Here is a 23,870-nt window from a genome sequence, read left to right as displayed (position 1 = left end):
GATCTAGGCTACCGCGCACAGTTCACCTCCGTGGATACCGTGACGTTGCAGGAAACGTTGTTCCGCCTGCGGATCGTGCAGCAGCGCTTTACGCAGCACCGAGCCAGGCTGACGCAGCAGCGTGCTCAGCGCCCCGATCTCTACGATTTTGCCGCCCTCCAGCAGCGCGGCGCGATCGCAAATCGCTTTCACCACTTCCAGCTGATGGGTGATCATCACGATCGTCAGACCAAACTGCTGATTAATCTGCTGCAATAACGCCAGCACCGATGACGTCGTCTCCACATCCAGGGCGCTTGTCGCTTCATCACAGAGCAGATATCCCGGCTGTGCTGCCAGCGCCCGCGCAATACCGACCCGCTGCTGCTGTCCACCGGAAAGCTGGGAGGGAAAAGCGTGAGCTTTATCACTCAGCCCCACCAAATCCAGCAGTTCCGCCACGCGTGCCCGCCGCTGTGGGGCTTTTACCCCGGCAATTTCCAGCGGCACGGCCACGTTACCCGCCACGCTGCGCGAGTGCAGCAGGTTGAAATGCTGAAAAATCATCCCACTGCGCTGCCGCTGCTGACGCAAGGCGGTCTGGCTCAGGCGGGTGATGTCCTGCCCGTCGACCAGCACCCGACCGGCGTCGGGACGTTCGAGCAAATTAAGACAGCGGATCAGGGTGCTTTTCCCTGCCCCGCTGCGGCCGAGAATGCCGAATATCGACCCGTCAGGGACGGTCAGCGAGACATTATCCAGCGCCGGGTGCTGGTCCGGGCTGTAGCGCCGGGTGACATTCTCGATATCAATCATGTTACTTCCCCCCGACCGGGATCACCGAGCCGTTGTAAGTCTGCTGAATAAACTCAGCGACCTGCTTCGACTCCAGATCTTTCGCCAGCTGTTTGATGCGCGGATCGTTAGCCAATTTGGGTGTGGTCACCAGGATATTGGCATACGGGTTATTTTTGGCACTTTCCAGGCCCAGTGCGTCTTTGGCCGGGTTCAGCCCCGCTTCCAGCGCATAGTTGCCGTTGATGATCGCCAGATCAACATCATCGAGCGAGCGCGGGATCTGTGGTGATTCCACTTCAAGAATTTTCAGGTTCTTAGGGTTAGTGGCGATATCTTTCGGCGTCGCCTGATTTTTTGCCGGGTCGTCGAAGCCCGGTTTCAGGGTGATTACGCCCTGGCTTTGCAGCAGATAGAGCGCGCGGCTCAGGTTGGTGACGTTGTTTGGCACCGCAACGGTCCCGTTCTGCGGCACATCTTTCAGGTTTTTCACTTTATGTGAATAGATGCCGAGCGGTTCAATATGTACTGTGGCCGCTACGGTGAATTTCTGCCCCAGGGCTTTTTCCTGATCGCGCAGATACGGCACATGCTGGAAATAGTTGGCGTCGACATCGCCATGCGCCAGCAGTTCGTTGGCATTGATGCCGCTGGTCAGCTCGATAATTTTAATGTCGAGTGAGGGGTCGATTTTTTTCACATAGTTCAGAATTTCAGCGTGCGGCACAGCATCGGCCGCGACGCGCAGCGTATCTGCCGCATGGGCGGAAAAAGCCAGTGTTACGGATAATGCGATCCCTGCCAGAGAAAATGGAGCATGTTTAATCATTTCAGTTCCTTCAATTAAGCGGTGTGTTGAGGTTGTTGTTGTAATTCCTGATACCAGCGGGCGGCGACGTCCGGGTGGGAGCGCAGCCGCCCTTTCAGATAGTTCCAGCCGACATCACGCAGCAGCGGGTTGAGCGGATCGCTCGCCGGGCCTTGTGCCAGACGGGCAATCTCTTCCGGCAGCGTGAAAACCGGCACCACGGCATCCAGCTGTGCGCCAAGGAAAAAGGCAATCGACAGGCGATCCTGCCCGTTGGGAGGGGATTCCACGCGGTGAACGGTGGCACGCAGGTAACCATTGCTGGCCAGCTCGAGCAGTTCGCCGATATTGACCACAAAGGCCCCCTGTAATGGCAGTGCATCCACCCAGCGATCCGGCTCCACTTCCACCTGCAAACCGCGCTGCTGATCCTGCAACAGGAAGCTGAGGAAGCCGGAGTCTTTGTGCGCACCCACGCCCTGGCTGGTGGTGTCTGCGGTCTGGCCGGGGTAGCGGATCAGCTTGATATGTTCGTTAGGTTTTTCACCGTACAGCGGGTCGAAGGCATCCGGGGCCAGTTCGAGTGCCTGAGCGAAAGCACGCAGCAGACGCTGGGACATGGCGGTCATTTCTTGCTGCCAGTGCAGCAGCGTTGGCTTGAGTTGCGGCAGCGCTTCCGGCCACAGGTTCGGTCCCTGCAGGCGCTTCCAGCCCGCTTCACCGGATTGCAGCGGCAGCGCCGGGCGCTCGGCACCAATATCAAACTGTTCACGCCAGTCAGGCTGGCTGCGCGTCAGTTCCGATCCCGCCCGGTTATAGCCGCGAAAATGCGGAGAGTGGATCATCGATACCTGCTGCTTGTCGTCGTCCGACAGGGCAAAAAACTGACGCGACAGCTGCTGCACCTGCGTCGACAGTTGCGCATCAACGCCGTGGTTAATCAGGTAGAAAAAACCGACATCGCGCGCGGAACGGCTGAGTTTTTGTAAAAACGCCTGCTGCTGTTCGGCAGTGCCATCCAGCTGCGAGAAGTCGAGGATCGGTAATGAAGTAATCTGGGTCATGGTGGCTCCGTAACGGGTTCAGGGAGCACAACGAACCGCGCTGCCCTTCTCCTTATTGCTGTCTTATAAGGAGAATATTCCGTGTTTTGGGCTGGCGGTAAAATATCAATAGTGGCAAAGGTTTATACATAGATGGATAACGTCAATCTGCAATTCTAAATGCGTGATTGTTATTTTCGTCAGTGACGATTATCCGAAGGTGGCGGCAGACATGATGGGGGTGGAATCGGGACTGGGCGGGTATTTGACAACGTGGCGCCGTGAAATGGCAATTGATGACTGAGGTGAGCGGAGAAACTGTCTCCGCTCACCTATCAGGGGCGGTTGCTGTCAGGCGGCGTGGGCCGCAATTTGAACCTGACGACGCCATGCGCCCGGCGACTGGCCGAACTGACGCTTAAAGCTACGGTTAAACGACTGCTGAGAATCAAAACCAAAACTGATCGCCACGTCCAGAATCGGCTCACCGCCCCTTGCGAGACGTTCAGCGGATTTTTTCAGGCGGCGTTCACGGATGTATTCACCCAGCGCATGGCCAGTATGTTGTTTAAACATACGCTGCAGGTGCCATTTTGAGTAACCGGCACGGGCAGAAACGGTGTCTAAATCCATCTTTCCTTCAATATGCGTATCGATCCACTTTACGAGATCGTTAATAAAATCATCATGGCTCATCGGACTTCCCCTGATTTGTTGGTCACTATTTATAGATGAATATTTATGGGTGAATGCTAAAAAGCAACTTTCACGAATGCATTTAATTACGGTAAGGCAGCCACTCTTATAATGCAAGTTTTATTGTTGCATTAAGTGCGATCCACAGTCTTTCGTACATTGTCGATATCGGGCTATTTGGGGAGGTTCAAAAAGAGAGGCCCCCGCACGCAGTGTGTGCAGGGGGTCAGGAGAGGCTCAGGATGCGCAGCGCGGCTCCGGATTGAGGCAGTCACGCTGCATGATGTCACGCAGGGCATCAGCGATCGTGCGTTTTGCCAGTACATCAAGGGAAGCCTGTTCGGCTTCTTTTGCCAGCTGTTTGAAGTACCAGCAGGCATTGGCGCTGACCACACACAGCGCCGGAACCTCCGGGCGCCCTGCCATCAAGGGTTTATCTTCAATCACTGACGTATAAATCTCGCACAACGTAATTTGCTCTGCCGGGCGGCCAAGACGGATCGTCCCGCAGCGGCCCAGCGTCGAGACAATAATGCCGTCACGCGTCAGGGGCACCATCATTTTGCGCACAAAACTCGGGTTGGCATCTAAACCATCGGCGAGGATTTTACTGGTGCAGCGGTGCCCCTCGCCATCCGCCTTGGCGATACACAACACCATTTGTAAAGCGGTGGGAAAGCGAATATCAAGCATGATGTGATCCTTGCTTTTTTCTGTTCATCTGGAAACGAATCACTGCAATAAAAAGCATTAAAAATCAGTAAACTATAAAATATATGAGTTGATAATATAACAAACTTTGACACATTTATGAAGCAGTGGACTAAGCACTATGGGCTATTGGACATATCATGATGATTTGCAGGGATTTATACACAGCGCCCTGCCCGCCTTATAGGCTATTTTTTGTTCTGCTCGTGCAGGTAACGATAGACCACGGACAAGTCTTTATCGCCATAACCGGCATCGACTGCGCCCTGCCACTGGGTGGCAATGGTGTGCAGCACAGGCATCGGCCGGTCGCCTGCCGCATCCAGCGCCAGCCGGGCATCCTTCAGCGCCCAGGTCAGCTGCATCTGCGCCGGGTACTCGCCAGCGGCGATCATCGCCAGTTTGCCTTTCACATAAGGTGCCGCCAGCGGGCCGCCGTCCAGTACCTGCCAGAAATCATCCGGGGTGAAGCCAAACTGCTGTGCCAGCTGCGTGCTCTCCGCCACACCCTGCATCACAGAAACCAGCCAGGCGTTAGCCACCAGTTTCATTTTAGAACCCGCGCCCGCTTCGCCCAGCCATTTTGCCCCTTTGGAAATCGCCGCAAACACCGGTTCAATAGCGGTAGCACGCTGACGGTCGCCGCTGGCCAGCACCAGAATCTGTGCCTGTTCAGCGGGAGCTTTGGTGCCAGATACCGGGGCATCCAGCAGTACCACATCCGGGCGCTGTTGGTGAATGCTGTCAATCAGCTGTTGTGTGGCGTCAACGCCGATGGTGCCCATCTGGCACAGTACCGCACCCGGTTTCAGTAATGACAAGATCTGCGCGCAGGTCGCCAGCGTGGTGTCGCCATCAGAAAGCATCACGATAATCACTTCCGCATCTGCCACTGCGTGTTCCGGGGTATCGCACAGTATCAATCCGGCTGCGATGAGATCCTCACCTCGCGCTCGTGTACGATTCCAGCCGGAAACATGAAATGATTTTTTTAGCAGATTAGCTGCGAAAGCGTGGCCCATAGCGCCCAGTCCGAGCACCGCGACCGAAGGGTGTTGATTCATTGTCACTTCCTGTCCTTGTCATGTTTCGTGATTGGCTCAGGGATGCCTGAACCTTAGAAGAGTTAATCGGTGATTTTTTTGAGTGCCGCCGCGCTCGGTTCATCATCGGGAATATAAACCAACAGACGGTCGCCGTTGCGCGGTGCAGACCACCAGTTATTCTGCCGCAGCGTGATAATGCCCACATCAGGATGGTAAAAGCGCTTGACGTGATTGTCGATGGCGCGGATCTCATAGCGCTGCCACATGGCGCGAAATTCATCGGATTCTGACAACAGGCGTTCCAGTAATTCCTGCCAGCGCGGGTCGTCGAGGTGTTCGCCCATCTGGGTACGAAACAGCGCGACCATATGCGGCATCAGCTGTTCCTGATCCACGACCGCCTGCCGCCATTGCGGATGGGTGAACGCCAGTACAATACAGTTGCGGTCTTCTGGCGCAATGCTTTCCAGATCAACATTCATCAGGCGGCACCACGCCGGGTTATAACCGAGAATATCGAAGCGCGGGGTCTGGATTATGGCGGGTAGCGGATTAAGGCTGTCGAGGAGGATCTGCCCATGCGCCGATACTTTGGCACAGGTTTTTGCCGCTGCGGTGGCGGGCATCGGATGCCCGGCCAGGCGGTACAGATGCTGCGTTTCAGCCTCGTTACACTGTAACGCCGTCGCAATCGCGGCCAGCGTTTTCGATGACGGTTTTATCTCACGCCCCTGCTCCAGCCAGGTGTACCAGGTGACGCCCACATCCGCCAGTTGGGCCACCTCTTCACGGCGTAATCCCGGCGTGCGTCGTGAGCGATGATGCGGCATCCCCAGCCGTGCCGGGTCAATGCTTTCACGGCGACTACGTAAAAATGTTGCCAGCAGCTGGCGGTTTTTTTCACTGCTGCTCAACGACAGCGGGATCTCGCTCATGGGGTTCGCTCCACTCAGGCAGGTAGTTCAGGTACTATGATAATCAAGAACTGGTACCCGTTTAAGAATGCCCTGATGCTATGCCCGGATACTGATTAACACAAGGGTTACGCACCATGAAAAGCGGTTTTGATTCCACCTCTCTCGGCCATAGCGGTCTGATAGTGCTGTTAGCGGGTCAGCTGTTACCGATGATTGATTTTTCTATCGTCAATGTGGCACTCGATGCCATGTCCGCCTCGCTGCACGCCAGCCCCATCCAACTGGAGTTGATAGTCGCGATCTACGGCATCGCCTTTGCCGTCAGCCTGGCGATGGGAAGCCGCCTCGGTGATAACTTTGGCCGCCGCCGTATTTTCTGCATCGGCGTGGTGGTGTTTGCCATCGCTTCCCTGCTGTGCGGGATCACCCCTGATGTGTGGACGTTATTGCTGGCGCGCGCCTTGCAGGGGATCGGCGCTGCGCTGATCGTGCCGCAGATCCTGGCCACCCTCCATGTGACGCTGCACGGACGTGAGCATTCACGCGCACTCGGCCTGTACGGCGGCATTGGCGGCATGGCATTTATCATTGGTCAGGTGCTGGGGGGGTTTCTGATAAACGCCAATCCGGGCGGCTACGGTTGGCGCAGCGTGTTTTTGATTAATATTCCCATCTGCCTGCTGGTTCTGCTGATGGCCCACCGCACCATACCTGAAACGAAAAAACAGCAGCGCGTCGCCATCGACTGGGCGGGAACGCTGTATCTGGCTGGCGGCATTGGCTGCCTGCTGGTCGCGCTGGCATTAGGCCCGCTGCTGCACTGGTCGTGGCCATGTATTGCCCTGCTTGCCGCCTTCCCACTGCTTCTGAAACGCCTGTGGCAGGTAGAAGAGCGCATCGAACAACAGGGCGGCGCGCCACTCTTGCCGCCAGCACTGATGCAGTTGTATAGCGTGCGGTTCGGCTTATCGATTGCCGTGTTGTTTTTTTCCTGCTGGAGCGGCTTTATGTTTGTAGTGGCGCTGACGCTGCAATCGGGCCTGGGTCTGAGCGCCTTCCAGTCAGGTAATGCCTTTATTGCTCTGGGCGTGGCCTACTTTATCGGTTCGCTACTGTCGACGCGCATCGTCGAGCGACTGGGCAAAGTGACCACGCTGTTGATCGGTTGTCTGGTGCAGATGACAGGGTTGCTGGCGCTGATGCTGACGTTTAACACAGAGTGGCAGCAAATTGGGGTGATAAGCCTGATCCCGGCGACGGCGCTGATCGGCTTCGGGCAGTCGTTTATCGTCAGCTGCTTCTTCCGCATTGGCCTGGCCGAGGTGCCGAAAGATCACGCAGGCGCAGGCAGCGCGATGCTGTCGACAGTGCAACAAGCCGCGTTTGGTCTGGGACCGATGCTGCTGGGGACGGTGTTCAGCCAGGCGCTGCAAGTTAAGGGTAATTATCAGCATGCGGTGCTGACGGCGCTGGCAGCAGAGTGGTTGATTATGCTGTTACTGGTGGTACGGACGCTAATGTCACGTCGCAGAATGGCAACGCAGACGGGCTGACGCGGCAGCGATAAAGGTTCTGAAAGAAGGAGCTGGGGGTCAGGAATGCCCGACCCCACTTTTACAGCGGTGCCGGGCGTTCTTCGCAACGGGGGTCACTTAACAGGCGACGAACTGGGCTTCAACCTGCTGAGTGGGTGTAAAACGAAGACGATTGCCGCTCATGGTCCAGACTTCCACACTCTGCGGCGTAGAGCGGATCATAGCCAGTTTGACCAGCGCGCCAAATTGGCGCAATTGATGATTAAGCGTTAACTGCCGTGCCTGAATAGTCATGCATATCCTCTCAGGTTCATGGATTGCTGTGCGTATCGTCGAATTATTTCACTACCCGAAATATTAGCAATTCATGCTAAACCGGACGTTGACTACGATCAATCATTGATTGCGCTATGTGATTAATCACAGGTGAACAGCACCTGCCCCGGCATCAAAATATCGACCGTCCAATACGCTCCGCCAGCAGCTCCAGCGCGGCCGTCCCCGCCAGCGAGTTACCGGAACCATCCAGCTCCGGCGACCATACGGCGATGCTCATTTCCCCCGGCACCACGGCAACAATCCCACCCCCGACGCCTGATTTACCCGGCATCCCCACACGCCAGGCAAATTCGCCCGCACCATCGTACATACCGCTGGTGACCATCAGTGCATTGATCTGCCGGGTCTGTTTCGGCGTCAGCAGCGGTGCCTCCTGCCCCAGACCTTTACCGTGGTTGGCAAGATAAAGGAAGCAGCGCGCCAGTTCGACGCAGCTCAGCGTCATTGAGCAGTAATGGAAATAGGTTTGCAGCACCTTAGGTACATCATTGTCGAAGTTACGGAAGGATTTCATCAGCCAGGCGATGGCGGCATTGCGTGCGGAATGGTCATACTCCGAACGCGCTACATAGCGATCATAGGCAATGTCCGGTTCCTGGGTCAGGCTCCTGACCACCTCCAGCATGCGCTGGCGCGGCGCGGTCAGACGGGTTTCCAGCATGTCACACACCACCAGCGCACCGGCATTGATAAACGGATTTCGTGGTTTGCCCTGCTCCAGCTCCAGTTGCAACAGTGAGTTGAACGGCTGACCGGACGGTTCTTTGCCGACCCGCTGCCAGAGTTCACTGTCCTGATAACGCGTCAGCGCCAGCGTCAGTGACAGCACTTTGGAGATTGACTGGATGGAGAACCGCTCCTGCGCATCCCCGGCCTGATACACGGTGCCGTCGAGCATACAGACCGCAATTCCCAGGCGGTCAGCAGGCACATCGGCCAGTGCCGGAATGTAGTCAGCCACCTTTCCCTGACCTATTAATGGCCGGACCTGCTGCAAGATGTCCGTCAACAATGCATTATCCAGAACGCTCACGTATACCTTTCCTCTGCTGCTGGCTTGATGAATTGAATTCCTGCGCGATTCTGCGGCCTGGCCGCTGTGGCGTCAAATACTGAGGTGGATGAACCCAGGAAAATAAGGCCTCGCCATCACCCCCGCTTATATAAACGTTCTGATTTACAATTTTATTGATTTTTTTATTTCATCTGGCGAATAAATAAAAGACAATATCGCCACTTTATTCTTTGACCTGCTCTTTCGGGTTAACATTCTCTCAACACATCGCTAACTTCAATGCAATCAACTACTGTTTCCCGTAAGACCGCATGGCTACGCGTGGTCATGCTCGCTATTGCTGCGTTTATTTTCAATACCACGGAGTTTGTTCCGGTGGGCCTGCTGTCGGATATCGGTAGCAGTTTTTCCATGCAGACGGCGCAGGTCGGCCTGATGCTCACGATTTATGCGTGGGTGGTGGCGCTGATGTCACTGCCAATGATGTTGCTGACGCGTAATGTTGAGCGTCGCCTGTTGTTGATTGTGATTTTTGTGCTGTTTATTGCCAGCCATGCGCTCTCCTCGGTGGCGTGGGACTTCACGACGCTGGTGGCTTCGCGCATTGGTATTGCGTTTTCGCATGCGATTTTCTGGTCGATTACCGCCTCACTGGCGATCCGCGTCGCACCGGCAGGAAAAAAAACCCAGGCGCTGAGTATGCTGGCTACCGGTACTGCGCTGGCTATGGTGCTCGGTTTGCCGATTGGTCGCATGATCGGTCAGCTGCTGGGCTGGCGCATCACCTTTGCGGTGATCGGCGTCGTGGCGCTGGTTACCATGCTGTTGCTGGTGAAACTGCTGCCGAAATTACCCAGTGAACATACCGGATCGTTGAAAAGTGTTCCGATGCTGTTTCGCCGCCCGGCGCTGGTCGCGCTGTATCTTCTGATTGCGGTAACGGTGACGGCGCACTACACCGCGTACAGTTATATTGAGCCGTTTATTCAGAGCGTGGCATCACTGAGCGGCGGCTTCACCACCTTCCTGCTGTTAATTTTCGGCGCTGCGGGCATTGTGGGAAGCATTCTGTTCAGCATTTACGGCAATAAATATCCGGCCGCCTTTTTGCTCGGTGCAATTGCGTTAATTACGCTGTCGATGCTGTCGCTGTATGTGTCTGCAACCCACACGCTGGCGATTTCCACCCTGTGTATTATCTGGGGCATGGCGATGATGGTGATTGGTCTGGCTGTGCAGGTGCGCGTACTGGCCCTGGCACCGGATGCGACCGATGTGGCGATGTCGCTGCTGTCCGGGATCTACAATATTGGTATCGGTGCGGGCGCACTGCTGGGAAATCAGGTGAGTCTGCATCTGAATATGGCCAGCGTAGGCTACGTGGGCGGTGCCATCGGCGTGCTGTCACTGTTGTGGTGTGCGATCAGCATGAAGCGTTATCCGCAGCTGCGCCTGAACGGTTAATACAGGGCGGCCAGGATCGGGGTGAATGCCCTCTCCTGGCCGCGTCCGGTTCAAACCGAAAATCACGCCTCGTCCGGGCTTTCCCCCAGCGCCAGCGTCTCCTTTCTCACCCGCTCGATGTGGATCGTCAAAAACATCCGCTCCTCACTGCCCAGCGTATATTCGTAGTTTTTCATCACATGGCGGTCGATTTTCTCCACGCACTTATACGCAGCAGGATAACGATCGCGCACCACATCGTGCAGTGATTCATCGTCGCTGTAGACCCCGCGTTTGCCCAGCATACGCTGAGAGAAAAACTTCAGGTGGGTCACAAAACGGTTGTAGCTCAGCGAGTCGGTCTGGTAATCCAGTTGCAGCTGATACTTAACGATATGCAGAATTTCCTGCATAAATTTGGTGATATGCATCACTGCGGGCATTTCGCTGCCCAGCTGAGCATTGACCAGATGCAGGGCAATAAACCCGGCCTCGTCTTCCGGTAAGCGCTCTTTTAAGCGTTTTTCGATGATATCCAGTGCCGCCAGCCCGACCGCATACTCTTTCGGATACAGGCTGCGGATCTCCCACTGCAACACATTGCGGATAGGCAGATTTTGCTGATGACGGGTCAGGGCAAAATTCACGTGGTCGGTCAGCGCAATCGCCAGGCTTTCGTGCAGCGCACAGGACAGCTGCTCACGCGCCAGCGCAATAATGCATTCGCTGGCAATCACCACTTCCAGCGGAATTTCGGACAAGAGTTCGCTCAGGCGCCCGGTCAGCTCCCGACTTTTCAGGGAAAAGGTTTTTTCGACCAGCGTCGGGTCGAGATCGTCCCCACTGCGTTTTTTAAACGCCAGTCCACGGCCCATTACCACCTGTTCATGACCCTGTTCGTCATGAACGATGACCACATTATTATTCAGAACTTTTGCTATTTTCATTTCCCTGCCTGAAACAAAAAAACCTGACAGCCGGATATGCTCCAGCGGCCAGGTTTTGCCTGCATAAATGCAGTAACAATCCAGTGGTGAACACGATAAGGGATTATGCGCAGGCCTCAAGTGCCAGGCTGCCGATCTGTGACATAACTCCCGGTTTGTTACGATTTGTTTCTCAAGTCGTGCGGTGACACTTCGTTGCGGCCAGCTGTTGTAACTGTTGCTCGCGCTCTGTCGCCTGTTTCTGCGCCTGATGTTTCGCGATACCGTTGCCAATACCGAAGTCCATGGCGGCACCCACCACCGTCAACGCATCAAACTCCCCGGTTTTGTCGATATCCTGCTGGACCTTTTGTTGTTCGGCAATTTGCAGCTGCACGCCCTGGCAGTCCAGCTGATCCGCCTGCACGGCGCTGACCGGCGGCGAATCGGGATATTGCTTCAAGGCGCAGCCGCTCAGCAACAGCGAGAGTAACAGCAGAGGGGTCAGTTTCATCATCATTACCGTTCCAGACAGAATGACACCATTGTGCACGTAACCTGTGCGACTCAATGGCATAAGCAGCAGCGTTAACTGCTGCTTTTCCAGGCTTTAGGTACGAACGGTTCAACCGGAAAAGCAACGCTACCCCTCTTTTCCGCTCAGCCAGTGACCCGTGATGCAGGCCATCAGCCTCTAGTGTTTCAAAATATACAGCGTACGACTGTAGGCCACATCTTCCGGGTTAGTGATGGGATATCCCTTCACATAAGGTTTGATCAGCCGACCGTTAGTGTACTGATAGATAGGTGCAATCGGTGCCTGCCCGGCAATCATCTGTTCAGCACGGTTGTAGTCGTCGTTACGCGCTTTGTCATTGGTCTGACGGCTGGCCTGCGCCAGCACCGCATCATATTCGCGGCTGTTGAAACGGGCGATATTACCGCTGTGCGTGGAGGTCAGCAGGCTAAGGAACGTCGAAGGCTCGTTGTAATCCCCCACCCAGGACGCGCGGATCACATCGAAATTCCCGCTATTACGGTTATCAATGTAGGTTTTCCACTCCTGGTTTTGCAGCTTCACATTCACCCCAAGATTTTTCTTCCACATGGAGGCCACGGCAATGGCAATCTTCTTGTGCGTTTCCGAGGTGTTGTACAGCAGCGTCAGATTTAGCGGATGCCCAGGACCATAACCTGCCGCCGCGAGCAGTGACTTAGCCTGCGCATTAAGTTCTTCCTGGCTGTGCTGCTGCAAAAAGCTGGCTTTCGGGGAAAAACCTGCCGTAACGTCCGGCGTAAAATGCCAGGCAGGTTTTTCACCGGTGCCCAGCACTTTCTCTGCGATGATTTTGCGGTCAATCGACCAGGAGAGCGCCTGACGCACGCGCACATCCGCCGTCGGCCCCTTCTGGGTATTAAACGCATAATAATAGGTGCCGAGCTGGTCAGGCGTGTAGACCTCTGCGGGGATCTCTTTCTTCAGCAGCCCGTAAAGCTCTTTCGGGAAGGACTCGGTGATATCGATATCCCCGGCACGGTAACGTTTGGTGGCGCTGGACTCTTCGCTGATCGGTACAAAGGTGACTTTGGTCAGCACCGAATGTGCATCGTCCCAGTAGTGTGGATTGCGCACCAGTTCGACCTTCTCATTCACGACCCGACTGCTGAGCTGATAGGCACCGTTACCGACCAGGTTGCCCGCACGCGTCCACTGATCACCATATTCCGCAATCACCTTTTGCGGCACCGGGAACAGGCTAAAGTTGGCCGTCAGGCTGACAAAATAAGGGACCGGCTTGTCGAGTGTCACTTTCAGATGAGTGGCATCAATGGCGCTGACACCCAGCTTATCCGGGCTGATCTCACCTTTAACAATCGCACCCGCATTTTCAATCCCGGCCAGCTCCGCAAACCAGGCGAACGTTGAGGTATTTTTGGGGTCCACGAGGCGTTGCCAGCTGTAGACAAAGTCTGATGCCGTGACAGTGTCACCATTTGACCAGCGGGCATCTTTCCTCAGCGTGAAAATCCAGGTTTTATTGTCATTAGTCTGCCAGGCCGTAGCCACGCCAGGGATGATTTTCCCGCTGGCATCCTGATTGGTGAGCCCCTCAAACAGATCGCGTATCACCGGGATTTCAGGCAAACCGACCGCTTTTACCGGGTCCAGCGAGGCCGGTTCATCTTTAATATGACGAACAATTTCCTGGCGTGCGGCCAGTTGGGTGCCTGCCGGAACATCGGCAGCGTGCGAAGTTGAGCTGATACTCAGCGCTAAAGCAGCCAGCGCAAAAGATGATAATGTCCTCATGGAGATATCCTTACCTGTCAGCGAAACGGCGGGTGTTTTTTACTGCTGGCACTCTAACGCAAATTGCACGCTGCGAAACAGCGTTTTTATGGTGAACCGCAGCGGGTGATGTGCCAGGCTAAGCGCAGAACTTTTTTTTCAGGAGCAGGACCATGTCATTACTTCACCCCCGGCCCCTGCGTGGTCGTCTGGATGCGCTCACGCAACATTATGGACAGTCAGTGCTGGGGGCGCCACTGCTGTGGTTTCCGGCCCCGTTGGCAGACGATGACAGCGGGCTGATCCTTGCCGGTACGCATGGTGATGAAACCGCTGCCGTGGTAACCCTCTCCTGCGCAATGCGTACCTTACAGGACAGTCACCGTCGGCATCATGTGGTACTGGCGGTGAACCCCGACGGTTGCCAGCTCGGGCTGCGGGCCAACGCTAACGGCGTGGATCTTAACCGTAATTTCCCTGCCGCGAACTGGCAGCCTGGCGACACGGTTTACCGCTGGAACAGCGTAGCAGAGGAACGCGACGTGCTGCTGTCCACCGGTGAGCATGCCGCTTCCGAACCGGAAACCAAAGCGCTGTGCCAGCTGATTCACCGGCTCTCCCCGTCCTGGATTGTCACCTTCCATGAACCGCTGGCCTGTATTGAAGATCCGCACAGCAGCGCGCTGGGGCACTGGCTGGCCGCAAAAACCGGCCTGCCGCTGGTCACCAGCGTGGGTTATGCCACGCCGGGTTCGTTTGGCAGCTGGTGCGCCGATATCAATCTGCCGTGCATCACGGCCGAATTTCCCCCCGTTGCCGCCGATGAAGCGACCGAACGCTATCTGGGGCCGCTGGTCGATTTACTCTACTGGCAGCCGTGACAGTTCGATACGTCCGCAGCTAAACGGCAGCGAAGGTTCGGCATCCACTGCCAGCCAGGTGGGGCCATCAAGGTCGACAAAGCGCGCCTGCGGCACCAGCGGCAGCGCGGCACGAATGGCGCGCGAGGTGCACAGCATACAGCCGAGCATGATGGCAAAACCCTGTGCCTGCGCCGCTTGCGCCAGTTCCAGCGCGGCCGTTAACCCCCCTGTTTTATCCAGTTTGATATTCACCATTTCATAGCGCCCGTGCAGCGCAGGCAGGCTGTCTACGGTGTGGCAGCTCTCGTCAGCGCAGATCGGCAAGGGGTGGATAAAGTTCTCCAGCGCGGCATCGTCAGCCGCAGGCAGCGGCTGTTCCAACATCGCGATGTCGAGGTCAGCCAGCAGCTGGCAGCGCGCTGCCAGCCCTTCGCTGTGCCAGGACTCATTAGCATCGACAATCAGCGTCGCCTGCGGCACGGCACTGCGGATCGCCACCAGCCGTTCGGTAATCAGATGATCGTCGAGTTTAATTTTCAGTAGTCTGGCCCCGTTCTCCCACAACGCCAGCGCGCTGCTGGCCATCATTTCCGGCACATCAATGCTGACGGTTTGCGCCATGTCGATCTGCGCAGGCGCCTGGCTTCCCGTGAGCTGCCACAGGCTTTGCCCGGCACGCGCCACGTCCAGATCCCACAGCGCACTGTCAATGGCATTACGCGCGGCCCCCGCTGGCAGCTGCTGCTGAAGTTCAGCACGCGTGAGTCCCTGCTGCAACGCGGGCAACAACGCGGTAATCTGCGCCAGCACCGAGGCCTCACTCTCGCCATAACGCGCATAAGGCGTGCATTCACCGATGGATTTAATGCCATTTTCTTCCAGCTCAACCACCACCACACCCGCTTCATTGCGGGCACCTCGAGCGATGACAAACGGTGTATGTAACGGCCAGCTTTCCGGGTAAGTTTTCACACTTCTCATGCTTAAATCCTTAATCTGAGTTGATGCCAGCACATTGTGTCGCATTTATACTGTCTCACTGCTCCAGCATGGCATACACTGAAGCAGGTTAAACACCATTAACATTAAAAGGATAGATTATGTCTCAGACCGTACATTTCCAGGGCAACCCGGTTTCCGTTGACGGGCAACTGCCAGCGCCGGGCCAGCCAGCAAAGCCGTTCACCCTGGTGGCCAAAGATCTCTCCGATGTCTCTCTGTCCCAGTATGCGGGCAAACGCAAAGTGCTTAACATCTTCCCAAGCATTGATACCGGCGTGTGTGCAACGTCCGTGCGTAAGTTTAATCAGCTGGCGGGTGATGTTGATAACGCCGTTGTGTTGTGCATTTCAGCAGACCTGCCGTTTGCCCAGTCACGTTTCTGCGGCTCAGATGGCCTGAGCAACGTGGTCACACTCTCCACCCTGCGTGGCGGCGAGTTCAAAAAAGACTACGGCGTAGCGATTGTGGATGGCCCGCTGGCCGGACTAACGGCGCGTGCGGTTGTGGTTCTGGATGAAAAAGATAACGTCATCTACAGCCAGCTGGTGAATGAAATCACCACCGAGCCAGACTACGATGCCGCTCTGGCAGCGTTGAAGTAATATTTTTTTCGTAGGGGTCGGGCATGCCCGACCCAGGGCGAGGCGTGCCTCGCCCCTACGACGCATCGCTCTTTTTCTGGCTCAAGCCATATTCACGCAGTTTGTTGGCCCTTGTGGCCTGTTCTATCGCATCAGCAATCCCCCGTCCACGCAGTACTGACTCCCGGTCACATAACTCGCAGCGTTTGACAGCAAGAACAGTGCGACCGCCGCCGCTTCTTCCGCACGCCCAATCCTCGCTAACGGCACCTGAGCCAGCACACCCTGTTCAAATTCCTCGCGCTGATCCGCTGGCAGGAAGCTGCGCAGCTCGCTGCTTACAGGGCCTGGCACCAGGCAATTAACCCGAATCTGGCGTGCTGCCAGTTCCGTTGCCCAACAGCGCGTTAAGGCTATCAGCGCGGCTTTACTGGCGGCATAAATACTGGTCGCCGCCGCACCTTCATAGGCTGAAGAGGAGGCCGTCACAACAACGGCCGCACCCGGTTTCAGGAAAGCGGACAGCGCGGCCATCATCGCATCAAAGAACGTCTTGTCTTGCCGATCGCACGTCGCTGTCGCAGCATAACCCGCGTTCAGCCACAATCCATCCAGCGGCCCCGCCTGTTTGACGCACTCCACTAATGCCGTCAGATCGTCGGGGTCGCTATTGTCCGAGTGCAGTACCCGGGTTCTCACTGGTAATAACTGGGCTGCCTCTGCCAGATGTTTTGGATTGCGACCCGTAATAATTAGTTCAGCGCCTTCACGTGCCAACTGCTGCGCGCCTGCCAGACCAATACCACTGCTACCACCGGTAATCAGAATGCGTTGCTGTTTAAAACTCATGGTTCACTCCTTCGTTTTCAGAGAGGAGATTCTGGCACTGAGCGGATTATTAAATAATACTGCTTAATCTTCATGGAGTATTAAGTGGAAAGACAGAATGCGTGGCAGTGAATTTATGGAGTTACGGGCACTTATGGCTATTGCAGAATGCGGCAATTTTGCGCGGGCTGCCGCTCGCCTGGCGCTGACGCCCTCAGCACTCAGCCAGACCATCAAATCTCTGGAACAGCGCCACGGCGTTCGCCTGTTGCACCGGACCACGCGCAGCGTTGCTGCTACGGAAGCCGGGGCTGCACTTATTGCCCGTTTGCATCCGCTGCTGGCCGAGCTGGATGCGGCAGTAGCCGACCTTGCCAGCCACAGCCGCATCCCGAGGGGCACGTTGCGTATCAATGCGCCACGGTTAGCAGCGCTGCACCTGCTGGCCCCTCAACTGGCCGGATTTATGGCACGTTATCCAGAGATTGAGTTGGAGATTGTCTCAGAAGAGGGATTGATCGATATTGTCAGCGCAGGGTATGACGCGGGGATACGGTTGGGTGAAAAACTGCATCAGAATATGATTGCCGTACCGCTGGGAGGCGAAGTGCAAATGCGCGTTGTAGCATCCCCTCAGTATCTGGCACAAAACGGATACCCACAGCATCCTGCAGAACTGCACCAGCACCGCTGTCTCTCTTACTTTCGACCGTCGGATCGCACACTGTGGCGATGGGAATTTGAGAAAAACGGAAAAAAGCTGGAGGTGGATATCGCTGCCCCGTTACGCGTCAACGAACCAGAATTACTGGTTGCTGCAGTGAAACAAGGAGCGGGCATCAGTTATCTGTTCGGTGCTCTGGTGGACGAGGCGATAGCGGACGGAGACCTGGTGCCGATCCTCAACGACTGGACACCGCCGTTTGCCGGATACTCACTCTATTATCCCGGCAATACGGTGGTGCCCACGCCTCTGCGAGCGTTGATAGATTACCTGCGCGAAACGCGATAATCCTTATTCCGCATCGCTCTTTTTCTGGCTCAAGCCATATTCACGCAGTTTGTTGGCAATCGCGGTGTGAGAAACACCCAGACGTTTTGCCAATTTGCGCGTGCTGGGATAAGAGAGATAAAGCCGGGTCAATACCGAGCGCTCAAAGCGGCTGGTGATATCATCCAGCGATCCTTCAATGGCATCATCCCCCAGCGGCATCTCCATCGTATATTCCGGCAACACGATATCCTGCGGACGCAGCTCATAGCCGTCCAGCTGAGTCAGTGCACGATACAGCGCATTCTTCAACTGGCGCACATTGCCCGGCCAGGTATAGCGGGTCAGGAAGGCGTTCAGCTGCGCAGAGAGTTTTGGCCGAGGTACGCCCTGCTCATCAGCAAAGCGTGCGACAAACATTTCGGTCAGCGGCAGGATGTCCTGCGGGCGGTCACGCAGCGGTGGCAGGTTAAGCGTCAGCACATTCAGGCGATAGAACAGATCCTCACGGAACTCTCCGCGCTGCACCATTTCCATCAGGTTTTTCTGCGTGGCGCAGATCACCCGCACATCCACATGAACTTCGTGCTCTTCTCCGACGCGGCGGAAGGTGCCATCGTTGAGAAAACGCAGCAGTTTGGTCTGCATACGGGGTGACATTTCCCCGATTTCGTCCAGTAGCACAGAGCCGCCGCTGGCCTGCTCGAAGAAGCCTTTTTTCCCTTCCAGCGCATTGGGGTAAGCCCCAGCCGCATGACCGAACAGCTCACTCTCGGCCACATCATCCGGCAGTGAGGCACAGTTCAGCGCCAGGAAGGGTTTTTTGCCGCGCGCGCTGCGCAGGTGGCAGGCACGCGCCAGCATATCTTTTCCGGTGCCGGTATCGCCGATAATCAGCAGTGGCGCATCCAGCATCGCCAGTTTACGCGCCTGATCCACCACCTGACGCATTTTGCTGCTGACAGCAACAATGTGCTGGAATTCACTGTCATCATTGACGATAAGATTCTGCAACTGCTGGCCCATGCGCGCCGTGGATTTCAGCAGCACCACGCCGCCGACCGGGTTCGGGGCCACCGTCTCTTCGTCCTGCGCATAAATCGGCGTGACTTCCATCAGAAAGTCGCGACCCTGCAACACCACGTGATGCGCTTCAGGCTCAATATGTTCGCTTTCCAGCCAGCGCTGGAAATTGAAACCGGCGATCAGCGAACCGGCGCTGTAATTACGCATCTTCTCTTCATTAAGGGAAAACAGGGCCTGGGCCGCCGGGTTCGCCAGTTCTACTTTACTTTTCAGATCGATAGAAAACACCGGATCAGGCAGCGCGACCAGCAGCGCGCTCAGTGCACGATGTTCACGCTCGGAGGGCAAATAGGAGACGGTCCGCACGTCAGTGACGCCGGGGATGCGGCGGATTTCCGCCATCAGCTGGCTGAATTGCTCAAAGCTGACGGTGGAAAAGTTAAGGTAGATGCGGCCAATGGCGGCAATTTCGATACCGCGCAGATCGATGCTGCGTTCAACCAGCAGATCCAGCAGTTCACGGGTCAGACCGATTCGATCCTGGCAAAAGACTTCAAGACGCATGCGTTTTAACCTTTATTATCACAGTGCGGAGCGTATTTATTGATAATACGCTATCCCTCGTCAGGCCAGAAGTGTTCTGTCATGAAAAGTTGACAGTTTATCTACCGATTGTCTTTACCGCTGCGTTGCACGCTCTCTTTCAACTGCCCTATCAGCTCACGGCGGAAATCACCCAGGCGCGGTTTATCCCCTTCCAGCCACGGCAGCGGGCGGCACAGCTCCATCGCTTTAATCCCGAGGCGGGCAGTCAGCAGCCCGGCACCGATCCCCTGCGCGGCGCGAGTGGAAAGTCGGGCGGCAAGATCTTGTGACATCCAGTCCATGCCCACTTCGCGGATCAGCTCTGACGCACCGGCAAAAGCGATGTTCAGCAGCACCAGGCGGAACAGCCGCAGCCGGCTGAAATAACCCAGCTCAATGCCATACAACGCGGCAATGCGGTTCACCAGCCGCAGGTTGCGCCAGGCGATAAACGCCATATCCACCAGCGCCAGCGGACTGACGGCGATCATCAGCGTCGATTCAGCGGCATAACGGCTGATTTCACGCCGCGCCTGACGGTCCAGGACGGGCTGCACCAGTTGGGCATACAGCGCCACGACTTCACGATCGTTTTGCGTTTCATGCAACGAAGCCTGCCAGCGTTGCAGGGCCGGATGGCCCGATTCCAGCCCCGCCTGCTGCGCCAGTTTTTCGCAGAAAGCGCGGCCCTGGCCGCTGCCGTGGCCGCTGCCGTGGCTGGCCAGCAGTTCACGCGCCACGTCACGCTCTTCCGCCCTCTCACGCAGGCGATACAGGCGGCGCCATTCGCCGATCAGCGACCCTGCGCCTGCCGCGACAATCAAGCCGCCCGCCACGGTGCCGCCAAGGCCGATCCAGTCCTGGGTTATCCATGCCTGGTGCGTCCACTGTACGCCCTGCGCGATCACGCTGACGCCAAACAGGCCCAGCCCCGCCATCACCATTTTGCGCCACAGGCTGCGTTTGGGCCGTAGCGCCGCTTCCACCGCCAGCTCTCCGGCACCTTCCGGTTCAACGTCCAGCTCTGGCTCCGTGGCAACGAAATTAGCCTGCTGCTCAGCAAATGCCTGCTGCGGGCGTAACACCGGTACAACGTCTTCGCTGAGCGGCTGGGCAAAATCAATTCTTGGTTTAATCGGTGCGGTCATCGCAGTTTATCTCCCAGTAGAAACTCCAGCGCAGCATCCATGCGGATATGCGGCAAAGGCCGGTCAACATCCAGATCCTGCGGGCGGAACTGTTCAAAATGGAACCCCTGATCCTGCCAGAAAGCCTGGCCCGGCAAGCGCGGCGGCACTTCGCCAGGGTAAACCGTCAGCGGGGTGTTATCAGACAGACGGTGCCCGCGCAGCGCCGGAATGCTTTCGCCCTGGTGATCAACGCGGCCGCTCTGGGTAGCCTGCACCGAGGCCAGCCCGATGCAGTCCATCTTGATGCCTTCAAACGCTGCATTCTGCCAGGCATCCTGCACCAGCTGCTGGAGCAGCGACACCAGGTTAGCGTGCTGATCGGCAGTCACATGGTCGGATTTGGTGGCAGCAAATTGCAGCTTATCGATCACCGGGGAAAACAGACGGCGAAACAGCGTGCGCTGGCCGTAGGAGAAGCTTTGCATCAGTTGGGTCAATGCCAGGCGCATATCGTTAAACGCCTGCGGCCCGCTGTTCAGCGGTTGCAGACAGTCCACCAGCACGATCTGGCGATCGAAACGCAGGAAGTGATTTTTATAGAATCCTTTGACCACGTGCTGGCAATAATACTGGTAGCGGGCGCGCAGCATGCCGATATTGCTGCCCGCATCGGCCTGCGCCAGACGGGTTTCGCCCCCTTCTGCCACCTCGGGCCAGGGGAAAAATTGCAGGGCGGGCGCACCCGCCATTTCTCCGGGCAGCACAAAACGGCCCGGCTGGATAAAGTGCAGGCCTTCCTGTTTACAGCGCTGTAAATAGTCGGTCCAGGCGGCGGCGATATCGGCCAGACGGTTTTCATCTGCCGGGGCCAGCGGGTCAAGCCCTTCACACAGCTGGCGCCAGTGCTGCGCCCATTCGGCGCGATCGCCCTGTAACAGGCCCGTCATCTGACGCGACCAGCTCAGGTAATCCTGTTCCAGCATCGGCAGGTCAAGCAGCCATTCACCGGGGTAATCGACGATCTCCAGATAGAGCGTGGAGGTCTCTTTAAAGTGTCGCAGCAGGGATCCCTGCGAACGGTAGCGCAGCGCCAGGCGGATTTCACTGACGCCACGGGTGGGCGTTGGCCAGGCGGCCGGCGTGCCGTACAGCTGGGCCACGCCTTCATCGTAGGTAAACCGGGGGATACCGAGATCGCGCTGTGGCACGCGTTTTACGCCCAGCAGGCGCTGTTCGCGCGCGGCAGAAAACATCGGCAACCGCGCGCCGGAATTGACGTTAAGAAGTTGATTCACCAGCGAGGTAATAAAAGCGGTTTTTCCGCTGCGGCTTAATCCGGTGACGGCCAGGCGCAGATGGCGATCCGCGCCGCGATTCACCAGCGACAGCAATTCATGTTGTAGTCGTTTCATCTGTGGCGTTGGCACCTTATTGTTGTGTGTTCCTTATCGTAACATCCTCATGCCATTGCTGCTTTATACCCGTCATACTTCAAGCTGCCTGTGCGTTAGCTGCTCTTGTTCACCCGAATCACTTACCGCAGTAAGCTCATCGGGATTCACGCGTTTGCTGCCTTCATGCACCAACAGTAGGCCCCATGAGGGGACTTGAATTATCTTGGGTATACAGACTCAGGTTACAGTTTCACCCAACGCGCCGTCGCCCGGCGCATTACACGTTTCAGTAATGGCTCCAGGGCCCAGGCCAGCAGGAACTTCAACGGCCTGCGCGCCACCGATTTGACCGCCCAGCCGCTTAATCCGGCCGGACCATAGGTGATGGCGCTGATAAGTATAAATTTCCCGGCCTTTTTCAGGCGCGGATGGGGCTGCCAGTGACGCATACTATGACTCCTGAAAAAGGACCGGAAGATTACAGCTGACTGAAACGGCTGCGCACGCTAAAGGTTTCTGAGGTGACATAACGCTCCACCTCGCGCAGTTCGCGCTCGCCGCCATTCAGCTCGGCGCTCAGCTCATCCAGCAACTGATGGGCGCTGAGCGGTTTGTCGCGGCCCTGCTCACTGGGTGGCATATCCGGCAGTATGGCGGCCAGCAGCAGATAACCCACGATGGTCAGTAAAAACAAGCCGAAAAACAGCGACATGATCACAATCACGCGCACCAGCAGGACGGGAACACCAAGATAGTCGGCAATTCCCGCGCAAACGCCTTTGAGCTTTCCCTGCTCAGGAATGCAGTACAGTTTCTTCTGACTCATGGCTGCCTCCACTGGGGATGCTCGGCGTCGAGGATGGCTTCCAGCGCCTGAATACGCTCACGCATTTTGCGGGCGTCCTGGGTCAACTGCTGAAGGCGTTGCAGTTCGTTCTGTGACAGTTCCGCCCCACCATTCTGGCGTTTTGTATAATGCAGCCAGAGCCAGATCGGCGCGACGAACAGCAGAAACAGCGTCAGGGGTAAGGCAATAATGAAGACACTCATTCACGTTCCTTGAAGGTTAAGCTTAACTGTTCTGGCCACTGCCGTGGCCAGTTCCGTTACTCACTGCGATTCATTTTCGCTTTCAGCGCGGCCAGCTGCTGGCTGATTTCATCGTCAGCCTGTAACTCAGCAAACGCCTGGTCGAGCGATTTCTTTTTACCGAAGCTGTGGCTTTCGGCTTCCGCTTCCATATGGTCGATACGACGTTCGAAAGATTCAAAACGCGCCATCGCTTCATCAATTTTACCACTGTCTAGCTGACGGCGAACATCACGCGAAGACGATGCCGCCTGATGGCGCAGCGTCAATGCCTGCTGACGGGCACGGGTTTCACTCAGTTTACTTTCCAGTTCACCAATTTCCCCTTTCATGCGGGTCAGGCTCTCTTCCACCTGGCTGGCTTCCTGCTGCAACGAGGCAGTGAGGTCGGTCAGTTTCTGTTTTTCCATCAGGGCTGCGCGGGCCAGATCGTCTTTGTCTTTACGCAGCGCCAGTTCGGCTTTTTCCTGCCATTCAGCCTGCTGGCTTTCGGCCTGATCGATACGACGCAGCAGCTGTTTCTTTTCTGCCAGCGCACGGGCGGAGGTGGAACGAACTTCAACCAGCGTATCTTCCATCTCCTGAATCATCAGGCGCACCAGCTTCTGCGGATCTTCCGCTTTCTCCAGCAGCGAGTTGATATTGGCGTTCACGATGTCGGCAAAGCGGGAAAAAATACCCATAATCAAAATCCTCTTGAGTTAGTGTCTGTTGTTCTTGCTGCATAACACTATTCAAAAGTCGTGCCAGTTTTTATCTTATTGATTTTCAATGGATGCGTGACTTTACAGGATGTCACACAGCGACTAGAGTGGTTTTTATCACTAACACTTGGTGA

Annotated in this window: 26 protein-coding genes; 5 read left to right on the top strand and 21 right to left on the bottom strand. The window is 56.3% G+C overall.

Annotated elements, in window-relative coordinates; genetic code table 11:
• Positions 1-3: 3 nt before the first annotated feature.
• From ACFL9S_RS05970 to ACFL9S_RS05940, 7 genes are all read right to left on the bottom strand, one after another.
• Positions 4-795, bottom strand: coding sequence for a methionine ABC transporter ATP-binding protein (locus ACFL9S_RS05970; protein WP_405260912.1), 792 nt, complete (start codon positions 793-795; stop codon positions 4-6).
• A gap of 1 nt (position 796) precedes the next feature.
• Positions 797-1,600, bottom strand: coding sequence for a MetQ/NlpA family ABC transporter substrate-binding protein (locus ACFL9S_RS05965; RefSeq protein ID WP_405261069.1), 804 nt, complete (start codon positions 1,598-1,600; stop codon positions 797-799).
• Positions 1,601-1,617: 17 nt separating this feature from the next.
• Positions 1,618-2,646: an isopenicillin N synthase family dioxygenase gene (locus tag ACFL9S_RS05960; RefSeq protein WP_405260911.1), complete on the bottom strand. Its 1,029-nt coding sequence runs from the start codon at positions 2,644-2,646 to the stop codon at positions 1,618-1,620.
• Between the two features lie 330 nt (positions 2,647-2,976).
• The gene (locus tag ACFL9S_RS05955; protein ID WP_133844997.1) at positions 2,977-3,321 is read right to left on the bottom strand and encodes a helix-turn-helix domain-containing protein; all 345 of its coding nucleotides are present in this window, start codon (positions 3,319-3,321) and stop codon (positions 2,977-2,979) included.
• A gap of 237 nt (positions 3,322-3,558) precedes the next feature.
• Positions 3,559-4,014 carry an RrF2 family transcriptional regulator gene (locus tag ACFL9S_RS05950; protein ID WP_405260910.1) on the bottom strand — a complete coding sequence of 152 codons (456 nt, stop codon included), beginning with the start codon at positions 4,012-4,014 and terminating at the stop codon, positions 3,559-3,561.
• Between the two features lie 206 nt (positions 4,015-4,220).
• Complete coding sequence (locus tag ACFL9S_RS05945; protein ID WP_405260909.1) at positions 4,221-5,096, bottom strand: NAD(P)-dependent oxidoreductase; 876 nt, start codon at positions 5,094-5,096, stop codon at positions 4,221-4,223.
• A gap of 62 nt (positions 5,097-5,158) precedes the next feature.
• Positions 5,159-6,013 carry a helix-turn-helix transcriptional regulator gene (locus ACFL9S_RS05940; RefSeq protein WP_405260908.1) on the bottom strand — a complete coding sequence of 285 codons (855 nt, stop codon included), beginning with the start codon at positions 6,011-6,013 and terminating at the stop codon, positions 5,159-5,161.
• Positions 6,014-6,129: 116 nt separating this feature from the next.
• Between ACFL9S_RS05940 and ACFL9S_RS05935 the strand changes: the two genes are divergently transcribed.
• Positions 6,130-7,548 carry an MFS transporter gene (locus tag ACFL9S_RS05935; protein WP_405260907.1) on the top strand — a complete coding sequence of 473 codons (1,419 nt, stop codon included), beginning with the start codon at positions 6,130-6,132 and terminating at the stop codon, positions 7,546-7,548.
• A 99-nt stretch (positions 7,549-7,647) separates the two neighbouring features.
• Here ACFL9S_RS05935 and ACFL9S_RS05930 read toward each other — a convergent pair whose 3' ends face one another.
• Positions 7,648-7,824, bottom strand: coding sequence for a hypothetical protein (locus ACFL9S_RS05930; RefSeq protein ID WP_405260906.1), 177 nt, complete (start codon positions 7,822-7,824; stop codon positions 7,648-7,650).
• Between the two features lie 154 nt (positions 7,825-7,978).
• A complete protein-coding gene (glsB, locus tag ACFL9S_RS05925) occupies positions 7,979-8,902 on the bottom strand; it encodes a glutaminase B (protein WP_405260905.1) in 924 nt (307 codons plus the stop codon).
• A gap of 261 nt (positions 8,903-9,163) precedes the next feature.
• On the opposite strand from glsB, the gene ACFL9S_RS05920 reads away from it, so the two are divergent.
• Positions 9,164-10,348 (top strand): sugar transporter, encoded by a 1,185-nt coding sequence (locus ACFL9S_RS05920; RefSeq protein WP_405260904.1) that lies wholly within the window; start codon positions 9,164-9,166, stop codon positions 10,346-10,348.
• 62 nt (positions 10,349-10,410) lie between these two features.
• On the opposite strand, the gene licT is transcribed toward ACFL9S_RS05920, so the two are convergent.
• From licT to ACFL9S_RS05905, 3 genes are all read right to left on the bottom strand, one after another.
• Positions 10,411-11,274 (bottom strand): BglG family transcription antiterminator LicT, encoded by an 864-nt coding sequence (gene licT / locus ACFL9S_RS05915; protein WP_405260903.1) that lies wholly within the window; start codon positions 11,272-11,274, stop codon positions 10,411-10,413.
• 172 nt (positions 11,275-11,446) lie between these two features.
• A complete protein-coding gene (locus tag ACFL9S_RS05910; RefSeq protein ID WP_405261068.1) occupies positions 11,447-11,770 on the bottom strand; it encodes a hypothetical protein in 324 nt (107 codons plus the stop codon).
• A gap of 177 nt (positions 11,771-11,947) precedes the next feature.
• On the bottom strand, positions 11,948-13,564 hold the full coding sequence (locus tag ACFL9S_RS05905) for an ABC transporter substrate-binding protein (protein ID WP_405260902.1): 1,617 nt from the start codon (positions 13,562-13,564) through the stop codon (positions 11,948-11,950).
• A 152-nt stretch (positions 13,565-13,716) separates the two neighbouring features.
• Here ACFL9S_RS05905 and mpaA point away from each other — a divergent pair, with 152 nt between their 5' ends.
• Complete coding sequence (gene mpaA, locus ACFL9S_RS05900; protein WP_405260901.1) at positions 13,717-14,424, top strand: murein tripeptide amidase MpaA; 708 nt, start codon at positions 13,717-13,719, stop codon at positions 14,422-14,424.
• On the opposite strand, the gene ycjG is transcribed toward mpaA, so the two are convergent.
• Positions 14,404-15,387: an L-Ala-D/L-Glu epimerase gene (ycjG, locus tag ACFL9S_RS05895; protein ID WP_405260900.1), complete on the bottom strand. Its 984-nt coding sequence runs from the start codon at positions 15,385-15,387 to the stop codon at positions 14,404-14,406. The genes mpaA and ycjG overlap by 21 nt on opposite strands.
• Before the next feature lie 119 nt (positions 15,388-15,506).
• Between ycjG and tpx the strand changes: the two genes are divergently transcribed.
• Positions 15,507-16,010, top strand: a complete 504-nt coding sequence (gene tpx, locus ACFL9S_RS05890; protein WP_405260899.1) for a thiol peroxidase — start codon at positions 15,507-15,509, stop codon at positions 16,008-16,010.
• 123 nt (positions 16,011-16,133) lie between these two features.
• On the opposite strand, the gene ACFL9S_RS05885 is transcribed toward tpx, so the two are convergent.
• On the bottom strand, positions 16,134-16,838 hold the full coding sequence (locus ACFL9S_RS05885; protein WP_405260898.1) for an SDR family NAD(P)-dependent oxidoreductase: 705 nt from the start codon (positions 16,836-16,838) through the stop codon (positions 16,134-16,136).
• A 97-nt stretch (positions 16,839-16,935) separates the two neighbouring features.
• On the opposite strand from ACFL9S_RS05885, the gene ACFL9S_RS05880 reads away from it, so the two are divergent.
• Positions 16,936-17,829, top strand: coding sequence for a LysR family transcriptional regulator (locus ACFL9S_RS05880; RefSeq protein ID WP_405260897.1), 894 nt, complete (start codon positions 16,936-16,938; stop codon positions 17,827-17,829).
• 3 nt (positions 17,830-17,832) lie between these two features.
• Here ACFL9S_RS05880 and tyrR read toward each other — a convergent pair whose 3' ends face one another.
• The 7 genes from tyrR to pspA all read right to left on the bottom strand — a co-directional run bounded on the left by tyrR (position 17,833) and on the right by pspA (position 23,715).
• On the bottom strand, positions 17,833-19,398 hold the full coding sequence (gene tyrR, locus ACFL9S_RS05875) for a transcriptional regulator TyrR (RefSeq protein WP_405260896.1): 1,566 nt from the start codon (positions 19,396-19,398) through the stop codon (positions 17,833-17,835).
• A 101-nt stretch (positions 19,399-19,499) separates the two neighbouring features.
• Positions 19,500-20,567, bottom strand: coding sequence for a TIGR01620 family protein (locus ACFL9S_RS05870; RefSeq protein WP_405260895.1), 1,068 nt, complete (start codon positions 20,565-20,567; stop codon positions 19,500-19,502).
• Positions 20,564-21,961: a YcjX family protein gene (locus tag ACFL9S_RS05865; RefSeq protein WP_405260894.1), complete on the bottom strand. Its 1,398-nt coding sequence runs from the start codon at positions 21,959-21,961 to the stop codon at positions 20,564-20,566. The genes ACFL9S_RS05870 and ACFL9S_RS05865 overlap by 4 nt, the downstream gene beginning before the upstream one ends.
• A 224-nt stretch (positions 21,962-22,185) precedes the next feature.
• A complete protein-coding gene (gene pspD / locus ACFL9S_RS05860; protein WP_405260893.1) occupies positions 22,186-22,392 on the bottom strand; it encodes a phage shock protein PspD in 207 nt (68 codons plus the stop codon).
• Positions 22,393-22,421: 29 nt separating this feature from the next.
• Positions 22,422-22,769: an envelope stress response membrane protein PspC gene (gene pspC / locus ACFL9S_RS05855; protein WP_133845032.1), complete on the bottom strand. Its 348-nt coding sequence runs from the start codon at positions 22,767-22,769 to the stop codon at positions 22,422-22,424.
• Positions 22,766-22,993, bottom strand: coding sequence for an envelope stress response membrane protein PspB (gene pspB, locus ACFL9S_RS05850; protein ID WP_133845034.1), 228 nt, complete (start codon positions 22,991-22,993; stop codon positions 22,766-22,768). Before pspB ends, pspC begins: the two co-directional genes overlap by 4 nt.
• A gap of 56 nt (positions 22,994-23,049) precedes the next feature.
• The gene (gene pspA / locus ACFL9S_RS05845; RefSeq protein ID WP_405260890.1) at positions 23,050-23,715 is read right to left on the bottom strand and encodes a phage shock protein PspA; all 666 of its coding nucleotides are present in this window, start codon (positions 23,713-23,715) and stop codon (positions 23,050-23,052) included.
• Positions 23,716-23,870 lie beyond the last annotated feature (155 nt).

It is taken from the genome of Erwinia sp. AnSW2-5, from assembly GCF_045107195.1.
In the GTDB taxonomy this organism is placed as follows: domain Bacteria; phylum Pseudomonadota; class Gammaproteobacteria; order Enterobacterales; family Enterobacteriaceae; genus Erwinia.
This window is presented reverse-complemented; position numbering and strand designations above follow the sequence as displayed.

Coding starts and splice junctions, on each gene's coding strand:
- ACFL9S_RS05920 (WP_405260904.1), top strand. CDS start 9,164: ATGCAATCAACTACTGTTTCCCGTAAGACCGCATGGCTACGCGTGGTC.
- pspC (WP_133845032.1), bottom strand. CDS start 22,769: ATGAGTCAGAAGAAACTGTACTGCATTCCTGAGCAGGGAAAGCTCAAA.
- pspD (WP_405260893.1), bottom strand. CDS start 22,392: ATGCGTCACTGGCAGCCCCATCCGCGCCTGAAAAAGGCCGGGAAATTT.
- ACFL9S_RS05950 (WP_405260910.1), bottom strand. CDS start 4,014: ATGCTTGATATTCGCTTTCCCACCGCTTTACAAATGGTGTTGTGTATC.
- tpx (WP_405260899.1), top strand. CDS start 15,507: ATGTCTCAGACCGTACATTTCCAGGGCAACCCGGTTTCCGTTGACGGG.
- mpaA (WP_405260901.1), top strand. CDS start 13,717: ATGTCATTACTTCACCCCCGGCCCCTGCGTGGTCGTCTGGATGCGCTC.
- licT (WP_405260903.1), bottom strand. CDS start 11,274: ATGAAAATAGCAAAAGTTCTGAATAATAATGTGGTCATCGTTCATGAC.
- ACFL9S_RS05905 (WP_405260902.1), bottom strand. CDS start 13,564: ATGAGGACATTATCATCTTTTGCGCTGGCTGCTTTAGCGCTGAGTATC.
- ACFL9S_RS05885 (WP_405260898.1), bottom strand. CDS start 16,838: ATGAGTTTTAAACAGCAACGCATTCTGATTACCGGTGGTAGCAGTGGT.
- ACFL9S_RS05930 (WP_405260906.1), bottom strand. CDS start 7,824: ATGACTATTCAGGCACGGCAGTTAACGCTTAATCATCAATTGCGCCAA.
- pspA (WP_405260890.1), bottom strand. CDS start 23,715: ATGGGTATTTTTTCCCGCTTTGCCGACATCGTGAACGCCAATATCAAC.
- ACFL9S_RS05880 (WP_405260897.1), top strand. CDS start 16,936: ATGCGTGGCAGTGAATTTATGGAGTTACGGGCACTTATGGCTATTGCA.
- ACFL9S_RS05935 (WP_405260907.1), top strand. CDS start 6,130: ATGAAAAGCGGTTTTGATTCCACCTCTCTCGGCCATAGCGGTCTGATA.
- ycjG (WP_405260900.1), bottom strand. CDS start 15,387: ATGAGAAGTGTGAAAACTTACCCGGAAAGCTGGCCGTTACATACACCG.
- pspB (WP_133845034.1), bottom strand. CDS start 22,993: ATGAGTGTCTTCATTATTGCCTTACCCCTGACGCTGTTTCTGCTGTTC.
- ACFL9S_RS05910 (WP_405261068.1), bottom strand. CDS start 11,770: ATGATGAAACTGACCCCTCTGCTGTTACTCTCGCTGTTGCTGAGCGGC.
- ACFL9S_RS05970 (WP_405260912.1), bottom strand. CDS start 795: ATGATTGATATCGAGAATGTCACCCGGCGCTACAGCCCGGACCAGCAC.
- ACFL9S_RS05870 (WP_405260895.1), bottom strand. CDS start 20,567: ATGACCGCACCGATTAAACCAAGAATTGATTTTGCCCAGCCGCTCAGC.
- ACFL9S_RS05865 (WP_405260894.1), bottom strand. CDS start 21,961: ATGAAACGACTACAACATGAATTGCTGTCGCTGGTGAATCGCGGCGCG.
- ACFL9S_RS05940 (WP_405260908.1), bottom strand. CDS start 6,013: ATGAGCGAGATCCCGCTGTCGTTGAGCAGCAGTGAAAAAAACCGCCAG.
- tyrR (WP_405260896.1), bottom strand. CDS start 19,398: ATGCGTCTTGAAGTCTTTTGCCAGGATCGAATCGGTCTGACCCGTGAA.
- ACFL9S_RS05960 (WP_405260911.1), bottom strand. CDS start 2,646: ATGACCCAGATTACTTCATTACCGATCCTCGACTTCTCGCAGCTGGAT.
- ACFL9S_RS05955 (WP_133844997.1), bottom strand. CDS start 3,321: ATGAGCCATGATGATTTTATTAACGATCTCGTAAAGTGGATCGATACG.
- ACFL9S_RS05945 (WP_405260909.1), bottom strand. CDS start 5,096: ATGAATCAACACCCTTCGGTCGCGGTGCTCGGACTGGGCGCTATGGGC.